The organism is Noviherbaspirillum denitrificans (assembly GCF_002211445.1).
GTDB lineage: Bacteria > Pseudomonadota > Gammaproteobacteria > Burkholderiales > Burkholderiaceae_D > Noviherbaspirillum > Noviherbaspirillum denitrificans.
The window spans coordinates 2,192,014-2,207,913 of sequence record NZ_LSTO01000001.1 but is presented as its reverse complement, the minus strand read 5'-3'; the positions used below and the strand labels follow the sequence as shown (position 1 = coordinate 2,207,913).

The 15,900-nt window shown below is 63.1% G+C and carries 13 protein-coding genes; 3 read left to right on the top strand and 10 right to left on the bottom strand.

The genetic code is table 11. The annotated features are described in order from the left end of the window. Positions 1–69: 69 nt before the first annotated feature. Both AYR66_RS10845 and AYR66_RS10840 read right to left on the bottom strand, forming a co-directional pair. Entirely contained in the window at positions 70–702 is a 633-nt protein-coding gene (locus AYR66_RS10845; protein ID WP_088707499.1) for a LysE family translocator, read from the bottom strand. Between the two features lie 165 nt (positions 703–867). Continuing rightward, positions 868–1,899 carry a type I glyceraldehyde-3-phosphate dehydrogenase gene (locus AYR66_RS10840; protein WP_088707498.1) on the bottom strand — a complete coding sequence of 344 codons (1,032 nt, stop codon included), beginning with the start codon at positions 1,897–1,899 and terminating at the stop codon, positions 868–870. Between the two features lie 308 nt (positions 1,900–2,207). On the opposite strand from AYR66_RS10840, the gene AYR66_RS10835 reads away from it, so the two are divergent. From AYR66_RS10835 to AYR66_RS10825, 3 genes are all read left to right on the top strand, one after another. Next, complete coding sequence (locus tag AYR66_RS10835; protein WP_088707497.1) at positions 2,208–2,987, top strand: hypothetical protein; 780 nt, start codon at positions 2,208–2,210, stop codon at positions 2,985–2,987. Positions 2,988–3,060: 73 nt separating this feature from the next. Next, positions 3,061–5,994 carry an EAL domain-containing protein gene (locus AYR66_RS10830; protein ID WP_088707496.1) on the top strand — a complete coding sequence of 978 codons (2,934 nt, stop codon included), beginning with the start codon at positions 3,061–3,063 and terminating at the stop codon, positions 5,992–5,994. 133 nt (positions 5,995–6,127) lie between these two features. After that, the gene (locus AYR66_RS10825; protein ID WP_234814876.1) at positions 6,128–8,374 is read left to right on the top strand and encodes a sensor domain-containing phosphodiesterase; all 2,247 of its coding nucleotides are present in this window, start codon (positions 6,128–6,130) and stop codon (positions 8,372–8,374) included. An 8-nt stretch (positions 8,375–8,382) separates the two neighbouring features. Here AYR66_RS10825 and AYR66_RS10820 read toward each other — a convergent pair whose 3' ends face one another. From AYR66_RS10820 to AYR66_RS10785, 8 genes are all read right to left on the bottom strand, one after another. After that, positions 8,383–9,276, bottom strand: coding sequence for an SDR family NAD(P)-dependent oxidoreductase (locus AYR66_RS10820; protein WP_088707495.1), 894 nt, complete (start codon positions 9,274–9,276; stop codon positions 8,383–8,385). Between the two features lie 40 nt (positions 9,277–9,316). Beyond that, entirely contained in the window at positions 9,317–10,258 is a 942-nt protein-coding gene (kce, locus tag AYR66_RS10815) for a 3,5-dioxohexanoate:acetyl-CoA acetone transferase (RefSeq protein WP_088707494.1), read from the bottom strand. Positions 10,259–10,290: 32 nt separating this feature from the next. Next, the gene (locus AYR66_RS10810) at positions 10,291–11,013 is read right to left on the bottom strand and encodes an ABC transporter ATP-binding protein (protein ID WP_088707493.1); all 723 of its coding nucleotides are present in this window, start codon (positions 11,011–11,013) and stop codon (positions 10,291–10,293) included. Beyond that, a complete protein-coding gene (locus tag AYR66_RS10805) occupies positions 11,013–11,765 on the bottom strand; it encodes an ABC transporter ATP-binding protein (protein WP_088707492.1) in 753 nt (250 codons plus the stop codon). The genes AYR66_RS10810 and AYR66_RS10805 overlap by 1 nt, the downstream gene beginning before the upstream one ends. Beyond that, complete coding sequence (locus AYR66_RS10800; RefSeq protein ID WP_088707491.1) at positions 11,762–13,048, bottom strand: branched-chain amino acid ABC transporter permease; 1,287 nt, start codon at positions 13,046–13,048, stop codon at positions 11,762–11,764. The genes AYR66_RS10805 and AYR66_RS10800 overlap by 4 nt, the downstream gene beginning before the upstream one ends. Positions 13,049–13,052: 4 nt before the next feature. After that, positions 13,053–13,994, bottom strand: a complete 942-nt coding sequence (locus AYR66_RS10795; RefSeq protein ID WP_088707490.1) for a branched-chain amino acid ABC transporter permease — start codon at positions 13,992–13,994, stop codon at positions 13,053–13,055. 97 nt (positions 13,995–14,091) lie between these two features. Beyond that, positions 14,092–15,336 carry a branched-chain amino acid ABC transporter substrate-binding protein gene (locus AYR66_RS10790; RefSeq protein WP_088707489.1) on the bottom strand — a complete coding sequence of 415 codons (1,245 nt, stop codon included), beginning with the start codon at positions 15,334–15,336 and terminating at the stop codon, positions 14,092–14,094. 27 nt (positions 15,337–15,363) lie between these two features. Continuing rightward, on the bottom strand, positions 15,364–15,900 hold a 537-nt coding region (locus AYR66_RS10785; protein WP_088709744.1), incomplete at its 5' end, for an SDR family oxidoreductase.

Sequence of the window (15,900 nt, the reverse complement as noted above, 5' to 3'; positions counted from 1 at the left end):
GCAGCGTCCAGGGTACTGAGTCGTGTATCGAAGAGGAGGGCGCGGGTGCCGCCAATGAGCATGGGTACGTCAGTGGCGGGATGCGGCCATCACCGCTGCAAAGCCGATGAAGGCGCCGCCGGTGAGGCGGTTGAAGGTCTTCAGCACTGGCGCGCGGCGCAGGTAGGCGGCGAGCCGGTGGCCGCTGCCGCCATACACCATGTACCAGCCCACTTCGATGACGGAAAACGTGGCAAGGAGGATCGCGAACTGCGGCAGCTGCGGCCGCTCCGCGGTAATGAACTGCGGGAAGAAGGCGGCGGCAAACAGGATGGCCTTGGGATTGCTGGCCGCGACCAGGAAGCCCTGGCGGTAGAGCTGCAAGGCGCTGGCCGGTTTGACCTGGACTTCCGCAGCCGCTGCCGCCGATTCCTCCTGTACCGGCGCGCGCCAGCTCTTGAAGCCGAGGTAGGCGAGATAGGCCGCGCCGATCCAGCGCAGGGTGTCGAACACCGTCGGGAATGCCTGCAGCAAGGCGCCCAGGCCAGCAGCGGACAGGCTCATCATCGCCAGCAGCGCGGTCATGCAGCCGCAGACGGTGCCGATGGCGGCCCGGAATCCGTGGCGCGCGCTGTGGCTCATCACCAGCAGCATGTTGGGTCCCGGCGTTGCCGAAACGACAAAGGTCATCATGACGAACAGCCACCACGTATGCATATCCATGCTTGTACTACTCCCGACTTAGCGTTGCACCGGCATTCGCGCCGGAAAGAGGGAAAGCATAGCAAAGATCGACTTGGTGGATATTTTGTAGGGTGCGCGTGCGCACCGGTGCCTTGACTGCGGCATTGGTACGCAGGGCGCACCCTACTCTTTTCTCCGGCCAGATTACTCGGGGAACAGCCCGCTCCAATACCTCGCCACGTCCAGCATGCGATTGGCGAATCCCCATTCGTTGTCGAACCACACGAGCAGGTTGGCAAGCCGCTCGCCCGCCATGCGCGTGTTGTTGGCGTCGATGATGGCCGAATGCGGGTTGTGGTTGAAGTCGATCGATGCATGCGGCGCCGAAGTCATGGTCAGCAGTGCAGGCCTTTCGCCGGCGGCGCGCTGCAGCGCGTCGTTGATGGCGGCGGCAGTCGCATCGGAGCGCAGGCTGGCGACCACGTCGATTGCCGACACATTGGGGATGGGCACGCGCACCGCTTTCGCGACGATGCGTCCCTGCAGGCCGGGCAGCATGCGCACCACGCCCTGCGCGAGGCCGGTCGATACCGGCACCATCGACTGCATCGCCGACCGGGTGAGGCGCAAGTCCGAATGGTGATAGCCGTCGATCAGCGGCTGGTCGTTCATCACTGAGTGCATCGTGGTCAGGAAGGCGTGGTCGATGCCGAACACGCGGTCCAGCTGGTCGAGCACCGGGACGATCGCATTCGTGGTGCACGAGGCACTGGAGACAATCTGCTCCTGCCCGGTCAGCACCTGGTGGTTGGTGCCGAACACCACCGTGCTGTCCACATCCGCCGCGCTGCGGCAGGGCTGCGACACCAGCACACGCGGACATCCCGCCTTCAGGAAGCGGCCCAGTTCGCCGCGCGTGCTGTAGCGGCCGGAACATTCGAGCAGCAGGTCGATTTCCAGTGCCTTCCAGTCAACATCTTCCGGCCGTTCCGCATGGGTGACCGCAATGGCCGCGCCGTCGATCCGCAGGCGGTCGCCATCCAGCGCGACGCTGCCGCGGAACATGCCGTGGGTGGAGTCGTACTGCGTCAGGTAGACGATCGTTTCCAGGTCGGCCGGCTCGTTGATCGCGACCACCGAAAACCGGTCCCTGAACGGCGATTCATGCAAGGCGCGCAGCACGCATCGGCCGATGCGGCCATAACCATTGATTGCGATGCGAACGGGCCTGTCCATAGTCTTTCCGGTTGAAGTGAGGTGATAGGGAATTCGTCATTGTAGAGCGACCCCACGAAACATGTGGTTTCCTGCAGGCAGGGTGAGGGAATTGTTGAACCAAGGCAATTATCAGAGGTCTGTTTCTCGGTGGACACAATTTGTTGCAACATTTCCCTTCAGAAATGGCAACTGATTGCCGTTTTTATATCCGAGCGCCTGCCCCGTGCATCTGCTAGCCGCCAGACAGGTTCTTTACTTTCCGAAGCTGCAAATTGCTGTGCCACGCCGAATTTGACGTTTTCCCGATCTCCTTGAAAGGAACTGCCATGACTGCCTCCGTACTCCGCAATGCCTGGACTGCCCCGCACGCCAACGATTTCGCCGCCTCTCACCTGACTGCCAACGCCACCAACGTGGAACGCCTGCCTTTCACCATCCGCGTGGTCGAAAACGAGAGCGACCTGCGCAAGGCAGTCGACGTACGGCATGCGGCGTATGCACGGCACCTGCCGGAACTCGGCGCGACCCTGAAGAATCCGGAGGCGATGGATTACGATGATGACGTCGTCGTCCTGCTCGCCGAGTCGAAACTGGACCGCACGCCGCTTGGTACCGCGCGGATCCAGACCAACCGCCATCGGCCGCTGTGCGTCGAACAGTCGATCGTGCTGCCGATGCAGTTCCAGGACCGCCGGCTGGCTGAAGTCACGCGCCTGGGCGTGGAAATCGGCCGCGTCGGCCGTCTTGTCAAGATTGCACTGGTCAAGGCCAGCTTCATGTACTGCGAGCAGAACAATATCGAATTCGCGATCGCCGCCGGTCGCGCGCCGATCGACCAGCAGTACGAAGCGCTGCTGTTTTCCGACATTTATCCGGAGCAGGGTTTCGTGCCGCTGCAGCACGCAGGGAATCTTCCGCACCGCGTGATGTCTTTCGACATCGGCACCGGATATGCGCGCTGGTCGGCAGCGAAGCATCCGCTGCTTGGTTTCTTCAGCGACACCTTGCATCCCGACATTTCCGTCGAGCGCCGCTGGGTTCCGGCAATGCCGCACGTTATCCCCGCCTACCGCGCGCCGTCAGCTTCGGCGGCGTTGCCCCGATGACGACATGGCGGCGACGATACAGGAGCGCCGCCAGCCTATAATGCTTCAAGTCCCATGACCCAGCCGTAATCGCATGCACTTCCACAGCTCAATATCGACCGGAACGCGGCGCACGAAGGATTTCATCAGTTTCGTGCTTGCCGCCATCTCGTTCCACCTCGTGCCGCTGCTGATTGCGGTCTGTTCGATTGTTGCCTTGATGCTGTGGAACAGCGCTTACCGAGCCGAGCCTGACAAGCCCTTGCGCATGCATGTCATCCAGTCCGATTCAGTCCAGTCGCCCAACGAGGCGCTGACGCGCCTGGCGGCGGTGCAGCCCGCGTATGAATACGAGACGCGGCTGTCGGAGGCGCCGGTCTGGCTGCTTGTGAAAAGGACCCCGGACCGCAACCCGAGCGCCGTCGAATTCCCGTCGCGCCATGCAGTGGACATGGTGTGCTGGGATGTGGCCACGCTGCAGGTGCTCGGCAAGGCGAGCAAGACAAGGTCCGAAGGCGAGCTTGCACCGGCCAAGAGCGGATTCGTGCTGCAGTCGCAGGCGCCGCAGGTGTTGTGTCGCGCATCGTTCGTTGGCCCGGCGCGCCTGACCGCGTTGCAATGGTCACCGTCGCAGCTCGCCATTTCCGAAGCGCATTTCCATCGCAAGTCCGGCCTGCTCGATGGCGGACTGGTGGTGCTCGCGATGTTCGTGCTGATGATTGCGCTCATCAATCGCGAGAAGCTGTACATCCTGTTCGGTGTCTGGCTGTGCCTCAACCTGCGCGTCGGCGCGCTGTCCGCCGGCTGGGACGTCCAGTGGCTGGGGCAGCGCGTGCCGGAAGACTGGCTGCTGCCGATGCGCACCATCACCATCGCGCTGTATGCGCTCGTCACCCTCGAGCTGTACATCACGCTGTTCCGCGAACAGATCCCGCGCACGCGCTTTGCGGTGCCGCTGACAGTCACGCACTGGATGTGCGTGCCCTTGCTGGTGGCCGCTGTCGTCATGCCGTTCAAGGCTTTCCTGCCAGTCATGTGGGTGCTCGTCGGCACCGGCCTGCTGGTGATGGTGCTGAGCCTGCTCGGCATCCTGTCGCGCACCCGGTCCAAGGTGGCGTTCTGGCTGGTGGCGGCATTCGGTGTGATGTTCGTGTCCAGCCTGTCGGAAGTGATTGCCGCCGCGCTCGGCCTGCGCGACCTCGTCGGCATGATCAATAGCGTCACTGCCGCGCTTGCGTCCAGCCTGCTGGCGGCACTGGCGATCGCCGAGCGCATGCGCCAGGAACACAACCAGCGCATCGAAGCGCAACGCGAACTCGAACACACCTATGAGGTTATGCCGGTCGGCTTGTTTACGCTCGATGCGCAGGGCAGCCTGTTGGGCGCGAATCCGGCGCTGTCGCAAATCCTGGGCCGCACCGGCCGCCAGCTGATGCAAAAGCGCTGGATGGCGCACTTCGCGCCCGGCACATGGACGATGCTGCATGAAGAAGTGCACCGCCAGAGCCAGCCCGAGATGGAGGTATGGAATGCCGACCGCACCCGGCGCTACCTGCTGCGCGCGACGCTATCGCAAGGCAAGATCGAAGGCTTCCTGCAGGACATCACCGAGCAGGCGAAGGCGAACGAGGACTTGCGCTTCATGGCCAACAACGACCCGTTGACCAAGGTGTTCAACCGGCGCGGGATCGAGCATGTATTTACCCGCGCGGCGGAAGAGGGCAAGCCGATGGCGCTCGCCTACCTCGACCTCGACCGCTTCAAGCTGATCAACGACCTGTTCGGCCACTCCGCCGGTGACGAAGTCCTCAAGCAGGTCTGCGAACGGGTCAATTCCATCCTGGCACGCGGCCACCAGATCGGGCGCGTCGGAGGGGACGAATTTGTCATCGTCATGCCGGATACGGCGGTCCCGCTGGCGTCGCTGATTTGCGAAGGCATTGTCACCGGTATCGGGAAATCGCCCTATCGCGTCGGCGACAAGGCTTTCCACGTGCGCGGCTCCATCGGCCTGGTCGAGGTCAGTGCCGGCATGTCGATGAAGGATGCGATCTCGGCCGCCGACCGCGCCTGCCGCGAGGCGAAGGCGCGGCAGGGCGAAGGGCTGGTCGTCTACGAACGCAACGCCCGCGCCTTCGACGAACGCCAGGCGGAACTCGGCATGGTGGAACAGTTGTCGGGGGCGGATGCCACCCGCAACCTGTATCTCGAAATGCAGCCCATCATGTCGCTGAACAACCCGCGCGCATCGCTCAACTTCGAAGTGCTGCTGCGCATGCGCGGTCCCGAGGGCAAGGTCATTTCGGCCGGGCCGATCATTTCGGCGGCGGAAAAGGGCGGGCTGACCAGCATGATCGACCGCTGGGTGCTGTCGACCACGCTGCAATGGATCGAGGAAAACCTGCCGGCGCTGTCCAAAACGCAGTTCGTCTGCATGAACCTGAGCGGTGCGTCGCTGAACGACGAGCATTTCATCCAGGACACGCTGGTTGCGCTGGAAGAATATCCGGTCGGCGCGCGCTTCCTGTGCATGGAAGTCACCGAAAGCGTGGCGCTGCATGACCTCGACAACACGCGCCGCTTCATCGACCAGATCCGCAGCTGCGGCGTGCGCGTGGCGCTGGATGACTTCGGCGCGGGCTACACCTCCTTCTCCTACCTGAAGGAATTGCCCGCCGACGTGCTGAAGATCGACGGCCAGTTCGTCCTCAACATCAATGCGCACCCGGCCAACGTCGCGATTGTCGAAGCGATCGTCAAGCTCGCGATGAACCTCGGCATGAAGACCATTGCCGAATGGGCGGAGGATGCCGCCACGGCGAAGACACTGGCCGAGATCGGTGTCGATTACGTGCAGGGCTTTGTCGTCTCGCGCTCGCAGCCGGCGCATCGCATCGTTGAAGCGGAATCGGCGGCGAGCTTCATCGTCGATGCGGAAATGCTCGAACTGGTGCGCAAGCTCGAGGAAGTGCGCCAGGAACGGCGCGGCGATTACAACAACGTGCTGAATTTCAGGGACATTTACTGAACGTAAGTTGCACCACGTTGAAGGATGAACAAGCAGGGCGCCGCATTGTCTATGCTTACTCGGCGCCAAAGGGTACTGAAAGTCAGCGTACCGCCTCGACCAGGAAGATGAGCGCCGGGTTGAAGGGCTGCCCTTGCTTACCACCTTTCCCGATGACACCGACCAGGACAAAGACGACCTGAAGCGTCTCGAGGTCCTCAGTGCCTTGCAGATCCTGGATTCCGGCGACGAGCCGGATTTCGACCGCCTGACGCACTTTGCGCAGGCAGTCGCGCGCACACCGATGGCGGGCATTTCCCTCATCGATCGGGACCGCCTGTGGTTCAAGTCGGCAATCGGGCTGGATATCCGCGAGGTCGATCGCGTCATCGCATTCTGCAACCAGGCAATCAAGCAGGACCATCCATACGTCGTGACTGACGCACGGGCGCATCCCTTGTTCCGCGACAATCCGCTGGTGACAGGCCCGCCGCATTTCCGTTTTTATGGCGGCTTTCCACTGATTACATCTTCCGGCTACCGTATCGGCGCGCTCGCCGTGCTGGACACGAAGCCGCGCCGGCTGAGCCGGATGCGGATGGAGGTGCTCGAAATGCTCGCCGAGCAAGTCATGACCTTGATCGAGTTGCGACGGCAGCGACAGGAGATCAGTTTCATGCTGGCCGAGCGCGAGGCGGTCAACCGCATGCTGAGCGAACAGTCGGAGCATTTGCGCGAGGCGCAGCGCATTGGCAGGATCGGCAGCTGGGAACTGGAGCCGGACTCGAAAATCCTGCGGCTTTCCGAAGAAACCTTCCGCATCTTCGGCGTCAATGATGTGGCCGACGCCGTGCCGTTTTCCGCGTTCATGGGCTCGGTGCACCGGGACGACCGCGCAGCGCTCTCGCTTGCGCTCGAGGCCGCCATGAACGGCGTCGCGCAGATGGACCTTGTCCACCGCATCGTGCTGCCCGGCGGCGTGGTGCGCCATGTGCACGAGCGGGGCGAACTGCGGCTGCGGCACGGACGGGAGCGCATGGTTGCCGGCACTGTGCAGGACGTCAGCGACCAGGTGGCGGCCGAAGCGCGCATCCGCGAGCTGGCCTATTTCGACACGCTCACCGGTTTGCCGAACCGCCGCTTCATCCTCGACCGCCTCGACAAGATGGTATCCATGCGACACCGCATGCCCTATGACGGCGCGGTGATTTTCATCGACCTCGACAATTTCAAGGTGCTCAACGATACGCACGGCCACGACAAGGGCGACCTGCTGCTCAAGGAAGTCGCGCGCAGGATCCAGTCCTGCGTCCGCCATTACGACAGCGTCGGCCGCTTCGGCGGTGACGAGTTCGTCGTGCTGGTCGAGCGTATCGGCGACGACGCGGTGGACGAGGGGGCGCATGCGCTCCATGTCGCCCAAAAGATCCTGACCGTGCTGAATGAAGGCTTCGACCTGGACGGCCTGGAGCACCGCTCCACGCCCAGCATCGGCATTGCATTGCTCGACGGTGAAGCCGTCTCGACCGGCGAATTGCTCAAGCGCGCCGACATGGCGATGTACAAGTCCAAGGCGGAAGGCCGCAATACCATCCGCTTCTACAGCGACGAGCTGCAGAAGGCGGTGACGGAGCGCGCGCTGCTCGAGAAAGAAATTCGCGTCGCGGTCGAACAGAAGGAGTTCTTCCTGGATTTCCAGTTGCAGGAAAACGGCGCCGGCAACGTGAGCGGGATCGAGGTGTTGTTGCGATGGCGCCATGCAAGCCGCGGCATCGTCACGCCGGCCGAGTTCATTGCCCTGGCCGAGGAACTGGGCCTGATCATGCAGATCGGCTCCTGGGTGCTGGAAGAGGCGTGCAAGCTGATCAAGCGCTGGTCAACGCTTCCCGGCCTGCAGGAGCTGGGCGTCTCCGTCAACGTGAGCGTGAAGCAGTTCCACCACCCGGACTTCGTCGCGCAGGTGACCGGCGCGCTGCAAAAGACCGGTGCCGATCCGAAGCGCCTGAACCTCGAGATCACTGAAAGCATGCTCATCAGCGATTACCACGACACCAGGACGAAGATGATCACGCTCAAGGCGCTCGGCATCCGCTTCGCGCTGGATGACTTCGGCACCGGCTGCTCATCGCTCTCCCATCTGCAGCGGCTGCCGATCGACCAGTTGAAGATCGACCAATCCTTCGTGCAGCACGTGAATTCCGACAAGAACGATGCGACGATCACGCGCTCGATCATTTCCCTTGCCAGGAGCTTCGGCCTTGCAGTGATCGCCGAGGGTGTGGAAACCGAGGAGCAGCGGCGCTTCCTGGCAGACGAAGGCTGCGAGGATTTCCAGGGCTTCCTTTACCACCCGACGCTGGGCGTGAGCGATGTGGAATCCTACCTGGCACGCCGCAGCTGATTTCGGCGCTACGCGACCGCCACACCCGCCTTGGCGAGTTCAAGCCGGTACTGCTCCCAGCCTTCTGCCGGGATCGTCTCGCCCTGCCTGTCCGTAACTTCATCCATTCGTGCGCAGAGCTGCGCAACCGGGTCATCGACATTGCCCACGAAGATCCCTTGCGTCATCGTGATGTTGGCCGATTCGAAGCTGCCTGCACCCGCCAGGAGTATGGTGCGCGTCGGCGCATTCTCGCCGGCGAGCGCGACGATGCCCGGGCTGACAGCATCCGCGTGGAGCATGTTGAGCGCATCGGGAGAGAGCACGCCTTCCGTCATTGCTGTCGCGGCGGTCGGTGCCAGGCAGTTGACGCGGATGTTGTATTTCGCGCCTTCGAGCGCGAGCGTCTGCATCAGGCCCACGACAGCCATCTTGGCCGCGCTGTAGTTCGCCTGGCCGAAGTTGCCATACAGGCCCGATGACGACGTGGTCATGATGATGCGGCCATACCGCTGGGCACGCATCTGTTCCCATACCGCCTTGGTGCAGTTGACGGCGCCCATCAGGTGGACATCCATGACCGCGCGGAACTCGTCGAGCGTCATTTTCGAAAAGCTCTTGTCGCGCAGGATGCCGGCATTGTTGACGAGGATATCGACGCGGCCCCATTCACCCATCGCGCGCGACACCATCGCTTCCATCTGCTCCATGTCCCTGACGTCGCCGCCGTCCGCGATCGCGGCGCCGCCGTCACGCACGATCTGGTCGGCGACCGCGCGGCCGGGCGCACCTTGATGGCGGCCATTGACGTCGTTGACGACCACCTTCGCCCCGTACTTCGCCAGTGCCAGTGCATGTGCGCGTCCCAGTCCGCTGCCGGCACCGGTCACGATGGCCACCCGGCCGTTCAGAAATTGCTTCATCTGTCTTCTCCAGTTTGATTGTGTGCAGCGCATTGCGGCGTCAGAACGCCACCGCATGTTTTCCCTTGAGGCCCAGCATGGCCCGCGCTTCGTCCGGGGTCGCGACTTCCAGCGAGAGTTCTTCGAGAATCCTGCGGATTTTCCGCACCTGCTCCGCGCATGACCTGGCGAGCTGGCCCTTTCCCAGATAGAGACTGTCTTCCAGTCCCACCCGCACATTGCCGCCCATGACGGCGCCCATCGTCAGCAAGGGCATCTGGTGGCGGCCTGCACCCAGGATGGAGAAGCGGTAGTTGTCACGGCCGAACAAGCGGTCCGCGGTGGTGCGCATCATCACGAGGTTTTCTGGATCCGGCCCGAGACCGCCGAGGATGCCGTAGATGCTCTGGATGAAGAGCGGGCCCTTGATCAGTCCTTCGTCGACAAAATGCGCGAGGTTGTAGAGATGGCCGACGTCGTAGCATTCGAACTCGAAACGCGTTCCGCAGTCATCGCCCAGTACCTTGAGGATATGTTTGATATCGCGGAAGGTATTGCGGAAGATGAGGTCTTCCATCCCTTCCACATAAGGCTTTTCCCACTCGTGCTTCCAGTGCGATACCTTGCGCGCGGCGGGATGAATCGAAAAATTCATCGATCCCATATTGAGCGAGCACATTTCCGGCTTCGCCCGCAGCGGATAGGCCAGCCGTTCTTCCACCGTCATGCGGGTGCTGCCGCCGGTGGTGATATTGATCACCGCGTCCGTGGCGGCCTTGATGCGCGGGACGAAGCGGTCGAAGGCTTCCGGATCCGCGGTCGGGCGCCCGTCCCGTGGGTCGCGCGCATGCAGGTGCAGAATTGCGGCTCCTGCTTCCGCCGCCTCGAGGGACTGCTCGACGATCTGGTCCGGTGTGACGGGCAGGAATTCCGACATTGTCGGCGTATGCACCGATCCGGTGACCGCGCATGAAATGATGACCTTGTCCTGAGTTTTTGCCATGACGACCCTTGTAAAGTTGAATGAGTTCCGGTTCAGACAGCCAGCCAGTCCGCGAGCAGCTTGTCGTCGGACATGAGCGCATCGGGCGTGCCTTCGAAGACGATGCGGCCGTGTCCCATCACGCAGACGCGCGTCGATACCTTCAGCGCGATCGCGAGCTTTTGCTCGACCAGCACGACAGAGACTCCCTTGCGATGCATGTCCCTCACGCATTCGCCGACCTGCGCGACGATCTTTGGCGCCAGGCCTTCGGTCGGCTCGTCGATCAGCAGCACGCGCGGGTTGCCGAGGAGGGAACGGCAAATGGTGAGCATCTGCTGTTCGCCGCCGGACATGGTTCCGGCCTTGTTGTTCCGCCGTTCCTTGAGCCGGGGGAAATAGTCGAACATCTCATCCACCGTCCACTGGTGGGTTCCCGGCGGGGCTGGCTGTTCTCCCATGCGGAGGTTTTCGTCGACGGTGAGGTTCGCAAACACTTCCCGCTCTTCCGGAACATAGCCGACGCCGGCGCGGCAGATGGCGTACGGCCGGGCGCCGGCGAGTTCGCGGTCGCGCAGCCTGATCCGGCCGGAAGTCGGCGGCACGAGCCCCATGATGGCCTTCATCGTTGTCGACCGGCCCGATCCGTTGCGGCCGAGCAGGCTGATGACTTCGTTTTGCGCAACATGGAAGCTCACGCCGTGGAGGATATGGCTCTTGCCGTAGTGGGCGTGCAAGTCTTCGACGCTGAGCAGTTTTTCAGAAGCGGTGTACATCAGGCAACCTCCTCGCCGAGATAGGCTTCCTTGACGGCCTTGCTGTTGCGGATCTCGTCCGGGGTGCCGGTGGCAATCACCTGCCCGTAGACCAGCACGCTGATGCGGTCGCTCAGGGAAAAAACCACATCCATGTCGTGCTCGACCAGCATGAGCGCGCGTCCCTTGGTGACTTCCTTGATCAGTTCGGCGGTATAGAGCGTCTCCTCGTGCGACATCCCGGCCATCGGCTCGTCGAGCAGGATGACCTTGGGATCGGACGCGAGCGTCATCGCGATCTCGAGCGAACGCTGCTCGGAATACGCCATTTCGCCCGCAATGGCCGACCGCTTCGCCGACAGCCTCACCAGTTCGAGGAGCCTGTCCGTTTCCTCCCGTATGCGCGCATCGCGATCGATGAACTTCCAGAACGCGTATTGCAGGCCGTAGGGCCGCATCACGGCGAACCGGATGTTTTCGAAGACCGTCAGCTTGGGGAAGATGTTCGTGATCTGGAAAGATCGTGCGAGCCCCAGCCGATTGATCGCTTGCGGCGATTTGCCGCCGATCTCGTGTCCGTCGAATTCGACCTCGCCGGAGGTCGGCGGGATGTTGCCCGAGATGAGATGGAACAGCGTCGACTTTCCGGCGCCGTTCGGCCCGATCAGCGCATGCCGTTCGTTGTGATGCAGTTCCAGGTTGACGTCCCGGATGATCTCGACCGGGCCGAACGATTTCTTCAGCCGGCGGACGCTCAGTACAGGGGCGCTCATGCGGCAGCTCCTTCGCTGGTGATGGGGGAGGGGGCGGATGCGTCAGGGGTATCCGGTTGCTGTGCCAGCCGTTGCAGGCGCTTGCGTCCAAGCCAGGCGAGAATGCCGCCGCCCAGGATCAGCGCTACTGGCACGAGCCAGGTTGCCGGCGATGTCGGCGCCCAAGTGCGTCCGAACAGCGCGACAGGCGGCAATACGCCGTCCGCGGCGAGGCTCGCCACTGCCCGGTAATCCTGCGAAAACACCCGCTGCAACAGTTCCACGACGAAGGCGCCGCCTGCGCTCAGCAGCAGGGCCGCCGACACCGATAGCAGCACCAGCGGAATGACCCGGACAACGCCGAAACGCTGCACGAGGCGGCTGGTCGTGCCGAACAAGCCGGCCAGTCCCGATGGCATGAACATCATCACCAGGACAAACAGGATTCCTTGATAGAGCAGCCAGGATTGCGTCAGGTCCGATACCGCATAGCCGAAGAAGGTCATGACCGCCGCGCCCAGCGCCGGGCCGAGGAATACCTTGACGCCGCCGATGTAGGTGTTCAGGACCACGGCCGCCGACAGGCTCGGGTCGAACACCACGTAGTTGGCGGCCTCGTTCCCGATCACCTGGAGGCTTCCGGCGATGCCCGAAAACATGGCGGAGATCGCGAACACCATCGTGCTCAAGCCATGCACTTCATAACCGAGAAAGCGAAGCCGATGGCCGTTCTCCCGCAGTCCGTAGGTCAGCCGCCCCATCGGCGTGCGGGTATAGAGGAATAGCAGCGCCACCGACACGCATACCCACGCCAGGGTCAGGTAGTACACCTGCGTCGTCGATCCGAAGTCGAGGCCCCATGCCGGCATGCGCATGGTGGAGACTCCGGCTTCGCCGCCGAACAGGCCTTTCAGGTGCGGCGCCAGCGAATGCAGCAGCTCGGCGATGGCGAGCGTGATCATTGCGAAGTACGTTCCCGTGCGCTTGGTGGCGAACCAGCCGGCCAGGACGCCGATTGCGAGACCGCACGCCGCGCCGGCCAGCGGCAGCAGCGGGGTCGGCAGCAGCCCGGCGCCGCCGATGGCGTTCATCGCGTGTACCGTGCCGAATGCGCCGCAGCCGAAATAGGCGGCGTGGCCGAACGACAGCATGCCGGCCTGGCCGCACAGCAGGTTGTACGCGCAAGCGAACAGCGCCGCGACCAGCATCTGGATGGCCGCATTGACCAGTCCCTGCGACAGCAGGAAGGGCAGGGCAACCAGGGCGGCAATGCCGGCGATGACAAGAGCGAAATTGGTTTTCATGGCATCAGGCCTTTTCTCCCATGAGCCCGCTCGGTCGTACCAGCAGGATCAGGAGCATCAGTGCGAAGGGAATGGTGGCGGACATGCTGGACACTTTCAGCGTCATCAGGCCGCCGACGCCGCGCGCCCAGTCTCCGGCGCCGAACAGCGCGAACACATCGGCGATGCTCTTGTCGACCGCGACCGCAAGCGAGGTGATGACGCCGATCAGCAGCGAGGCGAGCATCGCGCCTTCGAGCGAACCGAGGCCGCCGACCACCACCACCACGAACACCATGACGCCAAGCTCCAGCGCCATGTTGGGATTGGTCGTGTAGAACGCGCCGGCGACCGCTCCCGCCAGGCCGGCGAGCGCTGCGCCGACGCCGAATACGCCCATGAATACCAGCGGCACGTTGTGGCCCAAGGCTTCCGCCATCTGTGGCTTGTAGATCGCCGAACGCACGACGATGCCGACGCGGGTACGCGTGAGCAGCAGGTAGATGAGGATGAACATGGCAATCGCCACGCCGCCCATCAGGAGGCGGTAGACCGGGTACTGCGAGCCGCCGATGGCAAACGCCGAAAAGTCGAGCGCCGCCGGCACGCGGTAGTCCACCGGGAAATTGCCGAAGAACAGCTTGATCGACTCTGCGACAATGAAGGACAGGCCGAAGGTGAGGAGCAACTCATGCGCATGGCCGTGATGGTGGACGCGGCGCAGGAAGAAGCGCTCGATCAGGACGCCGATGGCGCCCACGAGCAGCGGCGACAGCAGGATGGCGATCCAGAAGCCGGCGACGCCTTGCAGCGTGTACGCAAAATAGGCGCCCAGCATGTAGAACGACGCGTGCGCAAAATTGAGCACACCCATCATCCCGAAGATCAGGGTCAGCCCGGCGGATACCATGAACAGCAGCAAGCCGTAGATGAGTCCGTTGAGTAGTGAAACGACGATCTGGTCCATATGGCTCTCTTTCAGACGGCCGAAGCCGTTCGCGGCAAGGCCGTCGGGCCTTGCCGGGTCGTGCGTGGATGACGAATGGAAGACTGGCTTGCCCGGATCAGATGGGGCGTTTCATGTTGCAGCTGGACTGCGCGGGCGTCGCAGCCTCGTCGGCCGTAAAGCGCTTGACCGGCTTGAAGCCCATGTCGGTGTTGTCGGCCTTGAACTTGGCGTCCTTGGCGACGGTCGACACCACGATCGGCAGCAGTACCTGGTGGTCGGCGGCGCGCATGGTCATGTCGCCCATCGGCGTCTTGATCTTCGTGGTTTCAAGGGACTTGGCGAAGGCGTTGGCGTTCAGCGCGCCGCCTTCCGGCTTGGTCCGCTTCAACGCTTCCGCCACCATCGCCATACCGAACACCGTTTGCGGCTCGATGAACGCCGGCAGGTGGCCGGTTTTCGCCTTGTAGTCGTTGACGAAGCGTTCGCCCTCGGCGCCACCGGCCTCGGCGTTGAAGGTATGGGCGACGAAGTGGCCGAGCGCCAGGTCACCGGCATTGGCGAGGTTGCCCGGCTGGTCCAGGAAGACGGTGCCGAAGCGCGACTTCAAGCCCGCCGCCTTCGAGGCTTTCATCAGCAACAGCAGGTCGTTCGACCAGTTGCCGGTGAGGACGGCATCCGCCTTGGAGGCGCTGATCTTGGAGACGTATGGAGAGAAATCCTGCACCTTGTTGACATCATGCAGCGTCTTCTCGACGACCTGGTAGGCGCCCGCCGCCGCGTTGTCGGAAATGGCCTTTTCCATATCCTGGCCCCACGCGTAATTCTGGTTGATCGAGTAGACCTTTGACCCGAGCGCATTGGCCTGCTTCATCGCGCTGACCAGCGCCTTGGTACGCACTTCGGCGTTGCCACTGAAGCGGAAGTGGTGGAAATGGCACTTGTCGCCTGTCAGTTCCAGCGCTTCGGCGCCGACATTGATGTAGACGATTTCCTTGCCGGGGTTGCGCAGGTTGTGCTTGCGCACGTCTTCCGAAATCTGGCCGCCGACCGCCGACGAAGCGCCCTGGACGATGATCTGCACGCCATCCGCGATCGCCGCCTTGAGCTTGTCCGCCGCGCCCGCCGGGCCGCCCTGGTTGTCGTACTCCACCAGCACCACCGGCTCGCCATTCCAGCCGCCGGCAGCATTGATCTGGTCGACGCCGTACCGTACCGCTGTCCGGTACGACTGGCCGGACGAAGCTTGCGGCCCCGACAGGGTTTCGATGACCCCGATCTTGACCGGGGCGGCCACTGCGGCGGCGGCCGCGAGGCCCAGGGTCGGCACGATGGCGAGGCGGAAGGCGCTGGATGTGTACATGGTTGTCTCCTGGTGTTGGAAGTAAGTTCAGAGGTATTCGACGTTGCCGTCGACGCTGATTGCCTGCCCGGTCACGTTGCGCGCGGCGGGCGAAGAGAGGAATACGGCCATGGCGGCGACGTCATCCATGGTCACCATGCGGCGCAGGGAAATCTTGCGCAGGTACTGGTCGCGCATGGCGTCGACCGGAATGCCGGTGGCGGCAGCGCGCGCGCTGATGACGTCGTTCATGCGGTTGCCTTCCACCACGCCGGGCAGGATCGCGTTGACGCGCACGCCGCACGGGCCCAGTTCGATGGCCAGTGACTTCATGAAGCCGACGATCGCCCATTTCGTCGCCGCATACGGCGTGCGAAACGCATAGCCGAGACGGCCGGCAACGGAACTCATCGCAATGATCGAGGGATTCGCGGCCGACTGTTTCAGCAGCGGCACGGCGCGCTGCGCAAAGTAGAACTGGCTGTTCAGGTTGACTTCCACGGTACGGTTCCAGTCAGCCCGTTCGATTTCCTGGACACCACCGGTCGGCCCGGCGATGCCGACGTTGTTGACCAGGATGTCGAG